Raw genomic sequence first — 18,704 nt, 5'->3', positions numbered from 1 at the left:
ATATGACCGCCTCTCTATGAGTGAGTAACGTAAATGACCTATCCTAAGAACAATTCTGTTTACATGTTCATAGTCATTGAAATATCCAAAAATAAAAATAACTGTGGGCACTGTAATTTGGTATGCTGATACAAATTATAACATGTAATATACTGGAAAATAAATAATTTATCGGTATATATAAGTGGGGTTATTCGCGTTTATGATAAACTCAAAATAGAAACTTGCGGATATTTAAAAATATTTTTTTCGAAAATTCAATCGAAAATGGAAATTTTTTGATGATTAAAACGCTATGGGAGCTTATCCCATGGCGTTTTTTGTCGAATATTAACTGGTAATAGTTCTATGGACCTGTTCAGAATCCGTTCAGAATAGGTCGTTATACTTGCTATGTATCTATATTAAAAATCAGATAAACACGAGGAGGAACATGAATTGAAGGGGAAAAATAAACACAATAAATTAAAGCCGATCATGAAAAAAAGCATGTTGGCCGCACTTAGTCTTGGTATTGCCTTGCCTGTAGCCGGTTCACTTCCTCACGCTCTGGCGGGAGCACTTGAGCCGACCAACATTAACATTTCACGCCCAGTACTTAATGATGATATTTATTGGCTAAGCCATTCGTCCGAGCAAGTGGATGCACTGCCTATTATGCCTTCTACCCCAATCGGAGTTGATAATAATACGATCATTATTGATTTGAGTACTCATTTTCCTTCTGAGAAGTTCATTCAACTCGGTGCGATTTCAGAGAATACGAATGTAGCTCGCACTTATGTAACTAACGACAATAAACTTATTGTTGTTCCTTATCGTAGCGGCAAGATCAACATTCAATTGCAGGCTAAAAATGCACTATCCCCAGAAGGGGAAATGATTAGAGACAATATAGAGCTCTACATCAGCAAAAAAGGAGATCTAAACGGTGACGACAAAGTTGATTCTGCGGATGCAGTTCAGCTATACAATTACCTTCGTAACATGGTAACCCGTCGTGGCTTCTCTTTTGTAGAGATGAACCAAGCAGATGTAGATCGAAACGGTGAACCTGAATTGGCAGATATGAATGCTTTGCTAAGTGGTTACGCTAACCAATCTCTTGGAGCTAAAGATAATAGCTATGTATTAACTTTCAAGCAAGTCGATGACGCTCCATATGTGTTGAATGGCAAGTTAAATGGGGATTTGAAAGTGGGCGCTACGTTAACAAGTAACACCGAATTCTTTGACCCTGACGGCGATAGACTTAGAACGATGCACTATCAATGGTATCGGGGCTCCGAAGCAAGTGGAGAAGGTAAAACAGAAATCATAGGAGCTACTGATGCAGTATATAAGATTACTGATGCCGAGCAAGAGAAATATCTCTTTTTACAGATTACACCTGAATCTTATTCATCTGATCGTCCTCAAGGAAAACCGGTAGTCCTTCGTAGTGAGTCAACTGTTGCGGTAAAACAGGAGGATATCGTAAGTCTTTCGCCATCGAATGGTTCTACGGAAGTTAGAATCGATGAACCTTTAGTCATTACGTATCGTCAAAATGTTAGAGTAAATAATTACAGCAATTCCAGTATTGTCATTAAGAATCTGACAGCTGACGAGGTGGAGGCTTCCTACATGATTAGTGATGGAGGTAATTTCTATATAATGGGCAATAAAGTATATATCAGAAACAACGGTTTGAGATATGGAGCTAATTATTCCATTGAAATCCCGAATGATGCCTTCATAGCTGCGGATCCGGATGATAATGCTTATATGCAAGGGACTGTCGTAGAACAAAATGGTGTTCAATGGACATTTACAACACGGATACCACAATAATTTAAAATTCTAGCTTGCTCAAAAATGATATCTACCCATTATTGATTCAGACATGGAGGTTATACCATGCTTCAACTGAAAAAGAAACGTATTAAAATGAGAAAAACAATGTCAGGTCTGATTATGTTGACATTATTTTCGTCACTTGTTTTGCCGGGCTCCGCAGGAGCTACACCTTCTCAATCATCACAAGTGGAATTGGCGAATGTCAGTGTACAGGCAGGTCAAACCGTTCATGTGCCTGTTGTTATGAAAGCGACGGAACTTCCGATCAAAGCTTATAATATGCAAGTTGATTATGATACAACAGCGTTGGAGATTGTACGAATCACTCCAAGAACGATCAATACAATCACTTCATCCCCAGAATTAAATACTCCATCCGATTTCCAGTACGTTATTAATAACGAGGAAGGATGGGTGCGGATTATCTGGATGGATCTTAGTGAAGTTGAGCATTGGATCGATACAGGTGACCAAATGTTCGATATCGAATTTAAAGCTAAATCCACTGCTACTCCAGGACAAAAACAGCTCAAAGTGAATCAGGATGACTCAGAACACTTCCATTTCGAAAATGTAGACTATGGTGCTAATGCCCAATTGTCTGGAGGAACCATTACCATTACAGCAGCTAGCTCAGGCGGTAACTCCAGTACGCCTTCAACGGGTTCATCAGGTGGAGGGGGAGCGGCACCATCTCCTGCACCATCTGTGCCAACCACATCTTCCACTCCAGTGGCAACTAAAGGTGTAGACATTTACGTGAATGGACAGAAGCAGGAGCAGTCTGCAACGGCATCAACATCCACGATTGATAATAAAGTGACTACAACGATTCAAGTGGATAACAACAAAGTGATCAATCAGGTGGGGAACGGACTTCGTACACTGTTACTTCCGGTTACAGGCACGGGTACTAATTCGGTTGTCGGTGAACTGAACGGCAGACTCGTGAAGACGATGGAAGGCAGTAATGCACAAGTTGTTATTCAAACGGATACAGGAACGTATACCCTTCCAGCCAGTCAAATCAAGATAGATCAGGTGGTTAAACAGCTTGGCGGTTCAGCACCTTTGGAAGATGTTAAGTTCCAGATTGCGATTACACCAAGTAATGATGCAAAGAAAGCAGCGATAGCAGCGGCAGCAAGCAAAATGAATAATACAACGGTGATCGCGGCTCCGGTTGATTTTGAAGTGAAAGCTGTTTACAAAGGTCAGCAGGTGGATGTGAATCGCTTCAATGCTTATGTAGAGCGCACGATCACTTTGCCTAAAGACACCGACGGCTCCAAAATCACCACAGGTGTTGTGCTTCAAGCGGACGGTACAATGCTACATGTGCCAACCAAAGTAATCAAAGGAACAACAAATGATGCTGCGGTGATTAACAGCTTGACAAACAGTACGTATGCTTTGATTTACCACCCGGCAACGTTCTCAGATATCTCCAATCACTGGAGTCGCACGGATGTTGAGGATCTGGCTTCGCGTCTAGTTGTGGAAGGTGCAGGAGATAATACCTTTGCACCGGATCGTAGCATTACGCGCGCAGAGTTCACAGCCGTATTACTCAGAGGTCTTGGTCTGCATTCTCCTGAAAGTGCTGTAACGACAACATTTACAGACGTGAAAGCAGATAGCTGGTATGAGAATGAAGTGCAAACCGCCATTTCCTACGGATTGATCTCCGGTTACACGGATAACAGTTTCCGTCCGAACGAGGAAATATCCCGTGCTGAAGCGATGACCATCGTTGCGCGTGCCATGAAATTGGTAGACTTGGCTAAAGCGGATGCTTCCGAGACGGCGAATCTGCTTGGTGCGTATAGTGACGGTAACAAAGTCCAAGCATGGGCCGCAGAGCCTGTAGCTTCAGCAATTAAGCAAGGTCTGGTTCAAGGGGCTGACGGGAAATTGATGGCAGATGCAGACATTAGCCGTGCTCAGACAGCAGCTATTGTGAAACGTTTGCTGGCAAAAGCCGGATTGATCTAATTTATTTTCAAATGATTGTTCATTAAAATGTAATCCTAACAACAATAGAACACCTGCCTCTCGTTTAACGTTATCGTTGAATGAAAGACAGGTGTTTTTTATTTCAAACGAAAGCTTTGTTTAGCGGCGGATCATTTGATAAAATAGAAGGGACGCCTCAGCACACTTTTAATAGAAAAAGTATATTGGCACATTTTTAGATCCTTTACTGTGAGCCTTGTCGTGCGTCTATGTGAATATATGAACATAATCTAGCGATTTTATTATACACAGAATGGAGCCATCCGATGAAATATCGCAATATGGAAGATTGTATTAACGATCTGGAGCAGCATGGTCATCTGATCAGGGTTAAGGAAGAGGTTGATCCGAATCTGGAGATGGCTGCGATTCACATGAAGGTGCATGAGGCTAAGGGCCCGGCGCTGTTATTTGAAAATGTAAAAGGTTCCAAGTTCAAAGCCGTGTCGAATCTGTTCGGCACCGTTGAACGCAGTAAGTTCATGTTCCGCGAGACACTGGAAGGTGTACAGCGCGTTATGGATGTGCGGGATGACCCTATGAAGGCTCTCAAGACACCATTTAAGCATGTTCGCACAGGACTTGCCGCTTGGCAGGCATTGCCGAAGCAAAAATCCATCAGCCTTCCGGTATCGGCGCAGGAGATTCAGATTTCCGATCTGCCGCTCATCAAACACTGGCCGATGGATGGAGGAGCGTTTGTCACATTGCCTCAAGTGTATTCGGAAGACCCGGACAAACCGGGCATTATGAATTCCAATCTGGGTATGTATCGTGTGCAGCTGAGTGGTAACGACTACGAGATGAATAAAGAGATTGGATTACATTATCAAATTCACCGTGGAATCGGAATCCATCAAGCCAAAGCGGTGAAAAAAGGCGAACCGCTGAAAGTTAGCATTTTCATCGGCGGCCCACCAGCTCATACGTTATCAGCAGTCATGCCGCTGCCAGAAGGATTAAGTGAGATGACCTTTGCGGGCCTGCTTGCCGGACGCCGCTTCAGATATAGCTACAAGGATGGGTACTGCATTAGCAATGACGCGGATTTTGTCATTACGGGGGAGATTTATCCTGGCGAGACCAAGCCGGAAGGTCCTTTTGGGGACCATTTGGGTTACTATAGCCTGACTCACGAATTCCCGCTTATGCGTGTTCATAAAGTATATGCTAAACCAAACGCGATCTGGCCATTTACGGTTGTAGGGCGTCCGCCGCAAGAAGATACGGCATTTGGTGATCTTATTCATGAAATTACGGGAGATGCCATCAAACAGGAAATTCCGGGTGTGAAAGAAGTGCATGCTGTGGATGCTGCAGGGGTGCATCCTTTGTTATTCGCCATCGGCAGTGAGCGTTATACGCCTTATACCGATGTGAAGCAACCAACCGAATTGTTGACGATTGCCAATCGAATTTTAGGAACAGGCCAACTCAGCTTGGCGAAGTATCTGTTTATTACGGCGGAGGATCAGCAACCACTGGATACGCATAAAGAAGTTGAATTTTTGACTTATATTTTGGAACGGATGGATCTGCAAAGGGATATTCATTTTCATACGCATACTACGATTGATACACTCGACTACTCAGGTACGGGGCTCAACAGTGGTAGCAAGGTGGTTATGGCGGCATACGGCGACAAGATTCGTGAATTGTGCAAAGAAGTGCCGGAATCGTTGAAGAATATTTGCGGTTACGACAATCCGCAACTGATCATGCCGGGCATGGTTTCCATCCAGACATCTGCCTTCACTACGTATGAAGATACTGCGCGGGAGATGAGAGAGTTCACAGATCTGCTGCAAGAGCGTGGGGGACTGGAATCATGCCCGTTGATTATCGTGTGTGATGACAGCTCGTTCACGAGTGCAAACCTCAGTAACTTCTTATGGGCTACGTTTACGCGCAGCAACCCTTCACATGACATGTACGGAGTGAACAGCAGTTATAATCACAAGCACTGGGGCTGTGACCAGCTGATTATTGATGCGCGGGTGAAACCACATCAGGCGCCGCCGCTTATTCCTGATGCATCGGTGGAGAAGAGCATTGAACGTTTTTTCGTAAAAGGTGCAAGTCTGGAATCCATTAAACTTTAAGTCGCATTGTAATGAATTGCTCATGAATCAGGAGTCCAAACCATGTGTTAGGGCTCCTTTTTCATTACGTTGGTTTCGTTTCATTCGCTTGGAAACACGTGAAAAAGTTATTAAATCTCGCATACACGAAATTAAAAACCGGGATAATACCTTATTGCCTATGAGGATAAAGTCTTAGACGTTCATTTTTGTCCATATGATTAAGGTCGTTTGGACTATGTTGAAAATGTTGGATTCAAACGATATAAGATGTATAAGTATGTCTCGGCCCCGATCATTCGGGGTTGTTAACTATAATCATTTGTTCAGGGGGAGTTCCGATTGAGAATCCATATTATGAACCTGCAAGACGGGGACCGTCTGACAGCGGATACGTTTAGTGATGCAGGACTGCACATTCTCGGAAAGGGGACTGTCATTCGAAGCGAGGATATTACCTTGCTTATGCAACATCGGGTAGATTACGTAGACATTGAATTGCGTGAAGAAGGAATTACCGAAGCAGAGTTTTTCGCAGCTTCGATGAAACACGCATCAGAATCCAGAAGTAACAGCAGTTCTAGCGGGACGAGCACTGGTGAACAACCTCCTGAAGAAGAGATGAAGTCTCAATTCCTTCAGACTGTACATAATTATCAGAATGCATTTCTGGAAGCGCTGACGGTAGGCAAGTTTAATGCGACGATGGTAGATGATGCCCTGCAACCTATGGTGGATGGACTTGATGAGCAAAAGGACGTTGTACATCTCCTGATGATGCTGGAACGCGATGACGTTAACAACTACACCCATTCCATACAGGTAGGTCTATTATCCTTCTATATTGCGAGCTGGCTAGGATATTCTCAGGAAGAATGTTACAAAATCAGCCGGGGCGGGTACTTGCACGATATCGGCAAGTGTAAGGTTTCACTTCGAATTCGAAACAAAACAGAACCGTTGACGGCAGAAGAGCAACTCGAATTGCAGCGTCATACGATCTATGGACATGAAATCATTAAGAACTCTATGACAGATGAAGCTACGGCTCTGGTCGCTTTACAGCATCATGAGCGTGAAGATGGATCAGGGTATCCAATGCAACTTGGAAAAGGTGAGATTCATCCGTATACTCAGATTGTGTCTGTAGCTGATATCTACATTGGTATGCGGACCGGTAAACATGGAGCGAGCAATCCGAACCTGATTAACAATCTCAGAGATATCTATGGCATGGGATTTGGTAAATTGAATGAAAAGGCGGTTCAAGCGTTAATGCAGCATTTGCTGCCTAACTTTATCGGTAAACAAGTACTTCTCAGCAATGGTGAGAAAGGTGTTATTGTCATGAACAATGCGTCCGATATTTTCAAACCGCTGATTAAAGTGGAATCCGAACAGTATCGTGATCTGTCCAAAGAGCGCACTCTTTCCATTAACGAATTGCTGATTTAAGCGGTAAAAAAGAAAACAGGCAAAACGAGCTTCTTATCATTGGATGAGAAGCTCGTTTTTTTAATGAAACAATCTCAACCATTGCTATCAATCACGCCTCGCTGAAACGAACCGTTCCGAAAGACGATCCACGATCCATACCAGCAAAGCCGTGATACTGACGCCCGCACCTAACAAACATACTCCCCTCCAGCCTGACCAGGCGTACACTTGTGTAGAAATAATGGAACCAACTGCGCTGCCGATGGAATAGAAGATCATATACGATGCAGTTAATCGGCTCTGAGCTTCCGGACGGACTTGATAAATCAGACTTTGATTGGTCACATGTACAGCTTGCACGGCAAGATCAAGCAGGATCACACCCACAACCAGAAACCATAATGAAGTATGTAACAGGCTGGTAGGAATCCAGGACAACACTAAAATGATGAGAGAAATGCCGGTTGTTTTCTGTCCAGAACCATGATCGGCCAGTTTGCCTGCTTTGGCGGCAGCAAGTGCTCCAGCAAGGCCTGCCAAGCCAAAAGCGCCTATAGCAGCGTGGGATAACGATATTGGGGGTGCACTGAGTGGTAACACAATGGCAGTCCACAATATGCTGAAGGCCATAAAAATGAACATGGCTAGTATCCCGCGGATTCGAAGTACATGTAACTCTTTATATAGTCGCAGGGTGGAAGCAAGCAGTTGCAAGTAGCCAAGCTTGGATTGTTTGAACGATCCTTGAGGGAGCATACGCCCCAGCACAAATACACTAATCAGAGTGAGACTGGCTGAAAATAAATATACAGATCTCCAGCCCAACCAGTCATTCATCAAGCCGGCCACAGATCGCGCAAGCAAGATGCCGATGACAATTCCGCTGGTTACCCGGCCTACGATGCTCCCTCGCTGGGAATCGGCTGACAAATGAGCCGCATAAGCAACAAAGGTTTGTGTGATAACGGCTAATAACCCAACCATTGCAATAGCTGCGAATAAAATGGATGATGAAGCAGAAGTTCCTACAACGATTAGAGCGGATGCGGATAAAATCATCTGGATCAGGATCAGTTTTCGGCGGTTGACGAGGTCTCCCAGTGGAACAAGCAGTAAGAGGCCAAGCGCGTAACAAATCTGAGTAATGGTAATCACGAGACCAATGGTTGCAGTGGATAGATGAAATTCGAGTGCGATGGAATCCAATAAGGGTTGCGCATAGTAAATATTCGCTACGGATAGACCGCTACACACAGCAAATACCCATGCTAATGCTCCTGTCATGCTCTGTTTTGTAGAAGATTCCTTGTTTACTTTTTGAATAGAATGTTGCATTTATGACGCATTCCTTTCTTGTTTTCTATTTTGTACTGGTTGGTATATTATTGATGGGATTAACCATATATTTTATCTTTCTGAATGTCAATAGGGCTCCTGATTAGAAAAAGAGGAAATGGTTATTAATTGATTGAGATGCTATGTTTATTGTGGGGGATGGAGGATTGATGATTTAAATACATTTTGACATTTCGAATCACTGCGTTAGTATATAACTATACTGTTCGATAAATAATGGAGGGGTATTGTGGTTAGAAAACGAGAGTTTAACACAGAAGAAGCACTGGATGCTGCTATGCATGTATTTTGGCTTAAAGGGTTCGAGGCAACCTCACTAACGGATTTAACAACGGCAATGGGGATTCAGCGTCCCAGTTTGTATGCAGCCTTTGGAGATAAAATGGAGCTGTTTGAACATGTGCTTCGTAGATACACCAATTCACATGCCGCGCAGATCAGATCTATGCTAGGGCATGGGGAGTCCGTCAGAGAAGCTTTTCGCGCTGTTTTTGACTGGATTACATCTGGGAAGAAGAAAGTTAATGCCAGTCACGGTTGTTTTTGTATCAACACCATGGTTGAACTGGCTCCCCATGATCCCAAATTTGCAGTGTTAACACGTGAGCATCAGATGTATCTGGCGGTTATTTTCAGAGAAACACTCGAAAAAGGTCAACAGAATGGAGAGTTACCAGAGGAGTTAAACGCCGGACTTGTGGCACAAAGTTTAGTTGTTTCGATGATTGGGTTAACTGTGCTAATGAAGGCGGCACCGGATCGTTCGTTCATCGAGCAAAGCATTGAGGCGACGCTATCTGTATTGAATAACAGCGATCATAGAAACGAGCCTCTTATTTTAAAATAAGAAGCTCGTTTTTTGAATGGATACGGCGATAATTGTGTACAAATCCGTTTATCCTCATTTTTAGGAATGGGTATTGTTTATCGGGTTTGACGAGCGAATCATAGCTACACTGGACTCGCGGACAATCAACCGCGGTTCGAACTGGATATGTTCGTACTCTGAAGTACTCATCTCACGAATCCGTTTAAGCAATAACTCCGTTGCGAGCCGAGCGACCTCCTCACCCATGATGGAGACGGAACTGATCTGAGGCGACGACACGGTTGTCCATTGATTGTTATCCACGCCCACCACAGCAACATCCTCGGGTACCCGTACGCCGAGCTCTTTAAAGCGGTTCACAAGTCCGATGGCAACCATATCATTGATTGCATAGACTGCATCCGGCATATGGGTCAAACCGTAGAAGTAATCCGCTGCACTTGCTCCCGTAGCAAGTGAGAAGTCCTCACCGAAGTAAACGAGGGAAATATCCACATGTCCGACAGCCTGCTCGTAAGCACGATAACGCTCCTCGATAATATCTTTGGGGGCTCCGGCATAAGCAATCCGGGTTCTTCCAATCTTAAACAGATGCTCCATAACCAGTTTTCCCTCAGGTTGCGACAAGGAGACGATGTCTGCTTGAATGCCAGGCTCCAATTTTTTTCCGTAGTTAATAATCGAGATGGGAAGAAGGGCTTTGTCAATGAGCCCGGGCAGTGTTTTTGGATAGGCAAGTGGCATGAAAATGAGACCATCAACGTGTAATTTCTTCACATTACGTATTGTTTCAAGTTCTGTTCTGGCATTGCCAGCTGTGTTAATCTGCACAACATGGTACCCGTGCTGCTTCGCGGTCTGCTCAACGGACCAGGAGATTTCGGGAATGATGGCGTTGCGGATATCCGGAACAACAAGTGCAATCTGATACGTTTGCCTGATTTTGAGACTCTGTGCAGAAGTGTTGGGCACAAATCCTAAATCTTCTATGGCACGCATAACCTTTTCTCGTGTTGCACTGCTGATTCCATCCGAATTGTTAATAGCCCGCGATACGGTAGCAATCCCTACACCAGCGCGTTCAGCGACATCCTTAATCGTGATTTTCTGCTCTTTACTCACTTTATCATTGACCTCACTTCATCGGAAACGATTCCGTATTTTAGGCTTATGTATGTATTGCAAAGTATGCATATAACTTGATTATACCATTGCAACATTATAGTATCCCGTAAACAAACAGAAATGGATGTAAATTTATGCATCTTTATGTTTAATTTTCTAATTCATGATTAAAAACAAACGAAATCTTAGACTGATCATCGCGTTTATTTTCTTTATCAGCATAAAATTACAGATTAATCGACGAATTTACTCACGAGATCGACATATTTATGGAGAAAGAGGTTTGACAGGTTATCTCTAATGTGACATATTTAATTTACGGAAACGTTTCCGATATTATATGAATTAATCATTTGGGAGATGAATGAAATGAAAGCATTGCGTTGGCATGGTGTCAAAGATCTTCGTCTGGAACATATTTCTGAACCTCAGATTGAACAGGGTAAAGTGAAAATAAAAGTGGAATGGTGCGGGATCTGTGGTAGCGATCTACATGAATACACAGCTGGACCGATTTTTATACCAGTTCAGGCTCCGCATCCGCTAACAGGGGAAAAAGCACCTGTGGTTATGGGACATGAGTTTTCTGGACAAGTGGTTGAAGTGGGCGAAGGGGTGACTCGTTTTCAGGCAGGTGATCGTGTGGTTGTAGAGCCCATTTATGCATGCGGTCATTGCGAAGCTTGTAAACAGGGCAGATACAATTTATGTGACAAGATGGGATTTCTAGGTCTGGCCGGGGGCGGAGGGGGATTCTCCGAGTATGTAACAGCAGATGAGAAGATGGTTCATGCCATTCCTGATTCCATCTCCTATGAGCAAGGTGCTCTGGTTGAACCTTCTGCAGTAGCTCTGCACGCTGTACGCCAGAGTAAACTGAACGTCGGGGATACGGCAGCGGTATTTGGTGCAGGGCCGATTGGACTGCTGGTGATTGAAGCGCTCAAGGCATCCGGAGCATCGGATATTTATGTTGTGGAACTGTCGCCGGAGCGTAAAGCAAAAGCGAAAGAACTGGGTGCAATTGTGATTGATCCGACCGAGGTTCAAGTGGTTGAAGAGATTCACCAGCGTACGCAAGGGGGAGTCGATGTAGCCTACGAAGTAACAGGTGTACCTCGTGTGCTGCAACAAGCGATTGACTCAACGAGTATTGGTGGCGAACTGATGATTGTAAGCATTTTTGAACAAGAAGCGCCAATGCAACCGAACTCCATTGTGATGAAAGAGCGCACAGTAAACGGAATCATCGGTTATCGCGATGTGTTCCCGGCGGTCATCCGTTTGATGGAGAAAGGATTTTTCCCGGCCGACAAGCTGGTGACCAAACGAATTGTGCTGGATGAGGTTGTAGAACACGGTTTTGAAGCGTTGCTTAAAGAAAAAAATCAGGTGAAAATTTTGGTTAAAGCAGAATAGTTCTTGAAACCTTATAGTAGACCTCTTATCCACGGATACGAGCGTCTACTTTTTTTGCTGAAAAGGGCGAAATTTGTTGCAGTGTACGCACCTTTTACATACTATAAAAAGATACAATTTGTATCTTTTTTGGACGTATGAAAAGTGATTATGTTGAAGGAGGATGCGGATATGCAAAGGAAAGTAACCTGGGCAGCAATTGGGCTGGCTCTTGTCGCCGGAGCAGGCTGGATGCTGATGGGAAACGCCAAACCCAAGACGAACACTCCGGCCATAAGACCTGTGGCTACAGAGCGTGGGGGTGTGCAAGTGTCAAATGCCCCGATTCAATCCGTTGATGTGACAAGCAAACTGGAATTGTTGGGGAGGGCTTTTAACAAATCCCCTTATGCCAACAACGTATGGGACATGCAACAATACAACGGTAAAATCTATCTGGGTCATGGAAATAGCAGCAATACGGGGCCTGCACAAAATGCGGGGCCGATTCCTGTCGTGTACTATGATGCAACGAATGCCGAGTTTCAGACACAGGCGGTGACAAACAGTAATCCGAGCATTATACCCTCAACAAAAATGTACGTGGATGAAGAGCAGATTGATCTCTATAAGGTGTTAAATGGAAAACTGTATATTCCTGGTCATGATTCCGATGGTGAAAGCTGGGACTTTGGCAACTTCTACCGCTTGGACGAAGGGACGTGGACCAAATATCGCAATCTGCCCAAGGGCGTTCATGTCTATGATCTCGCATATTATCAAGGCAAGCTGTTTGCTGCACTTGGCACAGAAACCAAACCCACCGTCTTAATCTCACATAATGATGGGCAAAGTTGGCAGCAGTTTGCAACAATCAACACATTTGGCTTTAGAGCATATACGCTATTCGAAATCCAGGGGAAATTGTATGCCTCCGGAATGATGTACCCCGCCAATAAAATATGGAATGACAAAACGAATATACTGGAGATTAATGAACGTTTGGAAAAGAGAGACGTAGCTATCTACGGTAACAAAATGTTACCCGGGTTGACCTATCAACAAGGTACGGTTCCGTACAATAAAATCGGTAAAAATATTAATTTTAACAATAAGCTGGTGTATATTGCTGGTGGTGTCTTCAATGATAGTCAACTGTTGCCTAAGTCATTGAGTGTGATGACGGATATCAATCAGGCGAGACGTGTCAGTCTGGCAGATGCGAATGCGTTACCAACAGACCTGCTTGTGCGTGATGATAAAGTTTATGTGTTAACGTATACTCGCAAGCAGGCCAATGTCTACGTGAGCAGGGTCTATCAAACCAATGATCTGACAACATGGAATGAAATTTTGCGCTTTACACAGGACACTTATGCCAAGTCATTTGAGGAGCTTGATGGTGATTTTTATTTTGGATTGGGTACAGACCCGGACGTCCTATCGCCCTCATCTGGAAAAATATTACGAGTGAATCGAGTGGATATTCCTGTGAATTCAAATTAAAATATAAGGAAGATTATGGATTATATACTATGCTGCATCCACATTGTTGGTGACCCGGCGATGTGCTGATGATATTCATCGTGCAGAACAATCTGCAGCACCCGAGTCAACGGACAGCGGCTCTTCCGAAGCTGTTCTTTTTTTTGTGGTTCAGTTTCGTGTGAGAAATTTGTTTGAAAATAAAAATAAGAATCTATAAAATGGATAAAGAGAAATATTCATGACAGTCCACAGGCGTATGACCACTGCTTGATGTATCCAAAGCATGTCACATCTCAAGGTAAGTGCGAAATGTAAACTTCCCATTGCAAAGGAGACTAAATCATGAACGTACCTTCATCATTGTTTAAACCGTTCACATCTGACAAACTTACCTTGCCCAATCGAATTGTTATGGCACCGATGACGCGGGGATTTTCACCGAGCGGTGTGCCAGGGCCCGATGTGGCTGACTATTACCGCCTTAGAGCGGCTGGCGGCGTGGGACTTATTATTACAGAAGGCACAGGGATCAACCATCCATCCTCAGTAAGTGGTGAGAACATTCCACTTTTTTATGGAGAAGAAGCGCTGCAAGGATGGGCGAATGTGGTCAAGGCTGTTCACGATGCCGGCGGGAAAATAATGCCTCAGCTCTGGCATGTTGGCACTGCACGGCGCTCTGGAGATTTACCTAATGCAGAGGCTCACCCGGTTAGTCCGTCCGGAATAAGCATGGCTGGTGAAGCGGCTTACGAACCATTAACGGAAGAGGAGATCCAAGAGCTTATACAAGCCTATGCAGAAGCAGCGGCTGATGCGAAGCGTATCGGTTTTGATGGAATTGAGTTACATGGTGCGCATGGATATTTAATTGATCAATTTTTCTGGGCGCAGACGAATCGTAGATCTGACAAGTATGGCGGAGATTTAGTACGCCGGACACAGTTTGCAGTCGAAGTGATCGAAGCATGCCGTGCTGCGGTGGGGCCTGATTTTCCAATTGTACTTCGCTTCTCGCAATGGAAAATGGGCAGTTACGAGGCAAAACTGGTCGAATCGCCAGAGGAGCTGAAACAGTTTTTGGAACCGCTCAGTGCAGCGGGGGTAGATATTTTCCATTGTTCCACACGCCGTTTCTGGCTCCCGGAGTTTGAAGGTTCTGATCTCAATCTTGCCGGCTGGACTCAGAAAATAACAGGCAAACCTGCGATTTCGGTTGGTTCAGTAGGTTTAGAGGCAGAGTTTGTTGAACGTGGCAGTGAAAAGCAAGAAACAGGAGATGCTCATCTTGACTTGCTGGATGATAAGATGAAGAATGGGGAATTCGATCTAATTGCACTTGGACGTGTGCTACTAAGTGATCCCGAATGGCCGCTTAAAGTGCAAGAGGGACATAATGCTGATATCATTCCTTTTACAAGTGAAGTATTGTCCAAGTTGCACTGAGAATTTCATTATATGAAAAATTCAAAATAGTAATACTTAACATGTGATTACATCCATAACAACGGGATAAAAAGGTGTTTAAAATCAACAGCAGAGCCGCCGCAAGGCGGCTTTTTTGTTAATAATTTTTTTCCCCAACAATCATTCTCTTAAACAACGAACTTAATACCTACCATTCGCCAGAAATAAATAATTCATCATATGAAAAATTCACAATAGAAAACGGAAATCCGCATATACACAGAACGTATCCACTATGCTTACTCCCGCCCACTGTTAAAACAGCTATTCATGCCACATTCAGCTACAAAAAGCAAGAATACTTTTCACATCTAAGACCTATTTTGAAAATCATTTACCTTATGGTAAGGTTAGCCTGAACGAATTCCAAAATTTTCAGAACCGATAAGACATAAGGAGGAAGAACATCCTTGAACATGAATAGAAACCTGCGTTTGAAGCGGAATTTCAGATTTGTGCTGGTGCTGTCTGTGATTGCAACTCTGAGCCTTGTACTGGCCGCATGCGGACAAGCTCCAAAGCCTTCAACTGCAACAGGTAACAATAATGGAACAGCATCGGGCCAAAATCAATTACCATCTGGGAATAACGCCGCTGCACCTCAAGATGAAGTACATGAAGAACCTCAGGATGAAACACAGGAAGAGATTGATCCGGTAAAGGAACAGCTTCAGCAACTAACGCTGGAGGAAAAAGTAGGCCAGATGATTCTTGCTGGTGTGCAAGGAACAGCATTGGATGAACAGGCGAAACGAATGATTGCTGACCAGAAGATCGGAGGCATTATTTTTTATGCCAGCAACGTAACAACGCTTCAGGGAACGGCTGCTTTTGTGCAATCGATTAAAGAGGCGAATCAGCAAAACCCGGTTCCCATTCTAATGAGTGTGGATCAAGAGGGCGGTAAGGTAAGTCGCATGCCAGAGGCGGTTGAGTCGATCCCGTCCAATCGAAAAGTAGGCAAAACCAATGATACGAAGCTTGCTGAGGAGATGGGCGCATTGCTGGCGAGACAGATCAAGCTTGCCGGTTTTAATGTTGATTTTGCACCCGTGCTGGATATTAACAGTAATCCCAAAAATCCAGTCATTGGAGATCGTTCCTTCGGCACTACTGCTGACCTGGTTACACGTATGGGGATCGCCGAGATGAAAGGACTTCGTAGTGAAGGGGTCATCCCGGTGGTGAAACATTTTCCAGGCCACGGTGATACTTCCGTCGATTCTCATCTAGACTTGCCTGTGGTGAACAAATCGGAGAAACAGCTTGCAGAGCTGGAGTGGATTCCATTTCAGGCGGCGGTAAAACAACAGGCCGAGGCGGTAATGGTTGCTCATATTTTGTTTCCCAAGCTGGACCCGAATTACCCGGCATCCCTATCAGAAGTGATTATCGGGGATCATCTGCGCGGAAAGTTCAAGTATGACGGTGTAGTGATCACTGATGATCTGAGCATGGGAGCGATCTCGAAAAACTACCCATTGAACAAGGCTGCAATCGCAACGGTTCAGGCCGGAAGTGATATTTTGCTGGTGGCTCATAGTTATGAAAGTGCCAGAACGATTTTTGATACTTTAATTAGCGCAGTGAAGTCAGGCAAAATCAAGGAGTCTCGTATTGACGAGAGTGTGTATCGTATTCTTGCATTGAAACAGCATTTCAAGTTGTCTGACGACCAAAAGGCTACTGGAGATGTGAAGCAGTTAAACGCAGATATTCGAAGCTGGCGCAAGCAAGTCGATGCCCGCTGATCTATCCTGTGTTATGATTTGGCTATAAATAGAGAGACATTTGCCATCATAACAGGTTAGAGGAGAGAGCTTTTCATGTATACCATTATGATTATTGAAGATGATCCCAAAATTGCGGGACTGCTGAAATCACATATCGAGCGTTATGGGGACCGAGCTGTATCCGTTGAGGATTTTGAGAATGTGACGGAACAATTCAAACAGCTTCAGCCTCATGTTGTATTACTGGATATCAACTTGCCGAGCTATGACGGGTTTTACTGGTGCAGGCAGATCCGAACGATATCGACATGTCCGATCCTGTTTATTTCCGCGAGAAGTGGCAAGATGGATCAGGTTATGGCGCTGGAGAACGGGGCTGATGATTATATTACCAAGCCGTTTGAACATGAGATTGTTATGGCTAAAATACGTAGTCAGCTGCGCCGGGTGTATGGAGATTATGCTGCCCGAGATGAAGAACGTAAGGTCGAACTGAACGGACTCGTGGTGTACTTGGAAAGGCTTGAGATTGAACTCGGCGATCGGAAAGTGCAACTCACCAAAAAGGAAACGATTCTACTGGAAACGCTGATGCGTCGCAGTCCAAAGCTGGTCAGTCGGGAAACCATTTTGGAGAAGTTATGGGATGACTCGTTTGTGGATGATAATACCCTTAGCGTTAATATTACCCGGGTACGGAAACGTCTTGCCGAACTAGGCATTACCGATGCGCTGGAAACGGTGAGAGGCTCCGGATACAGGCTGATTAATAACTGGAAAGCGACATCATCGTTATGAAGTTGTTTATTCGAGAACATATCGCTCTGACGTGCTGGGTGTTTGCGATGATGTTCACCGTGGTCGCTGTATTTTGGTACGATGGATACGATCATTGGAAGACGGCGCTATATGCCGTAGGGCTGGGCTTGTTTTTGTATGTCGGTTATCTGGTGTATCGTTACATGTCACATCGAGCCTTTTACACCCGTATGACACAGCCCGTGAATTCGCTGAATGAATTGGTAGCATTACATGAAACGGCGCCGTTATCAGCCTCTTTGGAAAAACTGCTGGATTCCCAGTACGGCCAATATCACGCACATCTGAGCCGGCTCGAACAAAAGCAACAGGAATATCTTACGTTTATGAACCAATGGGTACATCAGATGAAAACACCGTTATCGGTCATTGAGCTGACCGTGGAAGAAGAAGAGGACGATGATGCTCGTTTTCGCAGTATTCGTGAGGAAGCAGATCAGATGCGACGTGGATTGGAAACGGTCCTATATGTCGCAAGGCTGGATACCTTCGAGCAGGACTTCAGCGTGGAACCGGTTGAACTGCGAGCGGTAGGTGAAGAAGCGATTCATGAGTTGAAACGATTTTTCATTCGTAACCATGTGTATCCCGAGATGCAGATTGATGCTTCGCTGGTGGTGCAATCTGATGCAAAGTGGGTTCGATTTGTGCTAGTACAGCTGTTATCCAATGCCATCAAGTATGCTGCAGGCAGTGGACAGAAAGTGCATCTTCGCGCCTACGAAGCGGAGCAGAACGTCATACTGGAAGTTCAGGATCATGGGATTGGCATACCCAAATCAGACCTAAACCGGGTGTTTAGACCCTTTTTCACTGGGGAGAACGGAAGGCATTTTAAGGAATCTACTGGCATGGGGCTTTACATCTCAAAAGAAGTGCTGACACGTATGAATCATCAGATTGAGCTTGAATCGGTATATGGGGAAGGAACGACAGTCCGAATTACCTTTTCGGTTTGAACGCAAGATAATGAATAATTAGACCTGATTTTATATATGAAGTTGAATATGAATTACATGTGAAATAACGACGCCTTTTGCCGTGCTGGGAGGAAGGCGTCTTTTTCTTGCGATTTCTGAGGGGGACGGAACCTTACAATATTGTCATGTTGGTGAA

13 protein-coding genes are annotated in these 18,704 nt (G+C 44.4%); 11 read left to right on the top strand and 2 right to left on the bottom strand.

The genetic code is table 11. From position 1 onward, the window contains the following. Positions 1-438 precede the first annotated feature (438 nt). The 4 genes from J2T16_RS05060 (at position 439) to J2T16_RS05045 (ending at position 7,391) form a co-directional block, all read left to right on the top strand. Positions 439-1,833: an Ig-like domain-containing protein gene (locus tag J2T16_RS05060; protein WP_221791156.1), complete on the top strand. Its 1,395-nt coding sequence runs from the start codon at positions 439-441 to the stop codon at positions 1,831-1,833. A gap of 66 nt (positions 1,834-1,899) precedes the next feature. Next, positions 1,900-3,834: an S-layer homology domain-containing protein gene (locus J2T16_RS05055; protein WP_336122566.1), complete on the top strand. Its 1,935-nt coding sequence runs from the start codon at positions 1,900-1,902 to the stop codon at positions 3,832-3,834. 287 nt (positions 3,835-4,121) lie between these two features. Then, positions 4,122-5,957, top strand: coding sequence for a UbiD family decarboxylase (locus J2T16_RS05050; RefSeq protein WP_499017880.1), 1,836 nt, complete (start codon positions 4,122-4,124; stop codon positions 5,955-5,957). Positions 5,958-6,278: 321 nt separating this feature from the next. Next, positions 6,279-7,391 (top strand): HD-GYP domain-containing protein, encoded by a 1,113-nt coding sequence (locus J2T16_RS05045; RefSeq protein WP_090923975.1) that lies wholly within the window; start codon positions 6,279-6,281, stop codon positions 7,389-7,391. Between the two features lie 87 nt (positions 7,392-7,478). Here J2T16_RS05045 and J2T16_RS05040 read toward each other — a convergent pair whose 3' ends face one another. Continuing rightward, positions 7,479-8,708: an MFS transporter gene (locus tag J2T16_RS05040; protein ID WP_221791165.1), complete on the bottom strand. Its 1,230-nt coding sequence runs from the start codon at positions 8,706-8,708 to the stop codon at positions 7,479-7,481. Between the two features lie 250 nt (positions 8,709-8,958). Here J2T16_RS05040 and J2T16_RS05035 point away from each other — a divergent pair, with 250 nt between their 5' ends. Beyond that, positions 8,959-9,576, top strand: coding sequence for a TetR/AcrR family transcriptional regulator (locus J2T16_RS05035; protein WP_221791167.1), 618 nt, complete (start codon positions 8,959-8,961; stop codon positions 9,574-9,576). Between the two features lie 60 nt (positions 9,577-9,636). On the opposite strand, the gene J2T16_RS05030 is transcribed toward J2T16_RS05035, so the two are convergent. Next, positions 9,637-10,680 (bottom strand): LacI family DNA-binding transcriptional regulator, encoded by a 1,044-nt coding sequence (locus tag J2T16_RS05030; RefSeq protein ID WP_499017879.1) that lies wholly within the window; start codon positions 10,678-10,680, stop codon positions 9,637-9,639. Positions 10,681-11,052: 372 nt separating this feature from the next. Between J2T16_RS05030 and J2T16_RS05025 the strand changes: the two genes are divergently transcribed. From J2T16_RS05025 to J2T16_RS05000, 6 genes are all read left to right on the top strand, one after another. Beyond that, positions 11,053-12,102, top strand: a complete 1,050-nt coding sequence (locus tag J2T16_RS05025; protein WP_499017878.1) for a 2,3-butanediol dehydrogenase — start codon at positions 11,053-11,055, stop codon at positions 12,100-12,102. 171 nt (positions 12,103-12,273) lie between these two features. Further along, complete coding sequence (locus J2T16_RS05020; RefSeq protein ID WP_221791173.1) at positions 12,274-13,587, top strand: Kelch repeat-containing protein; 1,314 nt, start codon at positions 12,274-12,276, stop codon at positions 13,585-13,587. Positions 13,588-13,911: 324 nt separating this feature from the next. Then, a complete protein-coding gene (locus J2T16_RS05015) occupies positions 13,912-15,015 on the top strand; it encodes an NADH:flavin oxidoreductase (RefSeq protein WP_221791176.1) in 1,104 nt (367 codons plus the stop codon). A gap of 437 nt (positions 15,016-15,452) precedes the next feature. Further along, complete coding sequence (gene nagZ, locus J2T16_RS05010; protein ID WP_260511154.1) at positions 15,453-16,787, top strand: beta-N-acetylhexosaminidase; 1,335 nt, start codon at positions 15,453-15,455, stop codon at positions 16,785-16,787. Positions 16,788-16,862: 75 nt separating this feature from the next. After that, on the top strand, positions 16,863-17,567 hold the full coding sequence (locus J2T16_RS05005; protein ID WP_221791178.1) for a response regulator transcription factor: 705 nt from the start codon (positions 16,863-16,865) through the stop codon (positions 17,565-17,567). Then, positions 17,564-18,547, top strand: coding sequence for a sensor histidine kinase (locus J2T16_RS05000; protein ID WP_221791180.1), 984 nt, complete (start codon positions 17,564-17,566; stop codon positions 18,545-18,547). The genes J2T16_RS05005 and J2T16_RS05000 overlap by 4 nt, the downstream gene beginning before the upstream one ends. Positions 18,548-18,704: the final 157 nt, after the last annotated feature.

This window comes from Paenibacillus intestini (genome assembly GCF_030803945.1).
In the GTDB taxonomy this organism is placed as follows: domain Bacteria; phylum Bacillota; class Bacilli; order Paenibacillales; family Paenibacillaceae; genus Paenibacillus; species Paenibacillus polysaccharolyticus.
The sequence above is the reverse complement of the archived record's forward strand: the minus strand, read 5'-3'. Positions and strand labels throughout refer to the sequence as shown.

Coding starts and splice junctions, on each gene's coding strand:
- J2T16_RS05050 (WP_499017880.1), top strand. CDS start 4,122: ATGAAATATCGCAATATGGAAGATTGTATTAACGATCTGGAGCAGCAT.
- J2T16_RS05015 (WP_221791176.1), top strand. CDS start 13,912: ATGAACGTACCTTCATCATTGTTTAAACCGTTCACATCTGACAAACTT.
- J2T16_RS05005 (WP_221791178.1), top strand. CDS start 16,863: ATGTATACCATTATGATTATTGAAGATGATCCCAAAATTGCGGGACTG.
- nagZ (WP_260511154.1), top strand. CDS start 15,453: ATGAATAGAAACCTGCGTTTGAAGCGGAATTTCAGATTTGTGCTGGTG.
- J2T16_RS05040 (WP_221791165.1), bottom strand. CDS start 8,708: ATGCAACATTCTATTCAAAAAGTAAACAAGGAATCTTCTACAAAACAG.
- J2T16_RS05000 (WP_221791180.1), top strand. CDS start 17,564: ATGAAGTTGTTTATTCGAGAACATATCGCTCTGACGTGCTGGGTGTTT.
- J2T16_RS05020 (WP_221791173.1), top strand. CDS start 12,274: ATGCAAAGGAAAGTAACCTGGGCAGCAATTGGGCTGGCTCTTGTCGCC.
- J2T16_RS05025 (WP_499017878.1), top strand. CDS start 11,053: ATGAAAGCATTGCGTTGGCATGGTGTCAAAGATCTTCGTCTGGAACAT.
- J2T16_RS05055 (WP_336122566.1), top strand. CDS start 1,900: ATGCTTCAACTGAAAAAGAAACGTATTAAAATGAGAAAAACAATGTCA.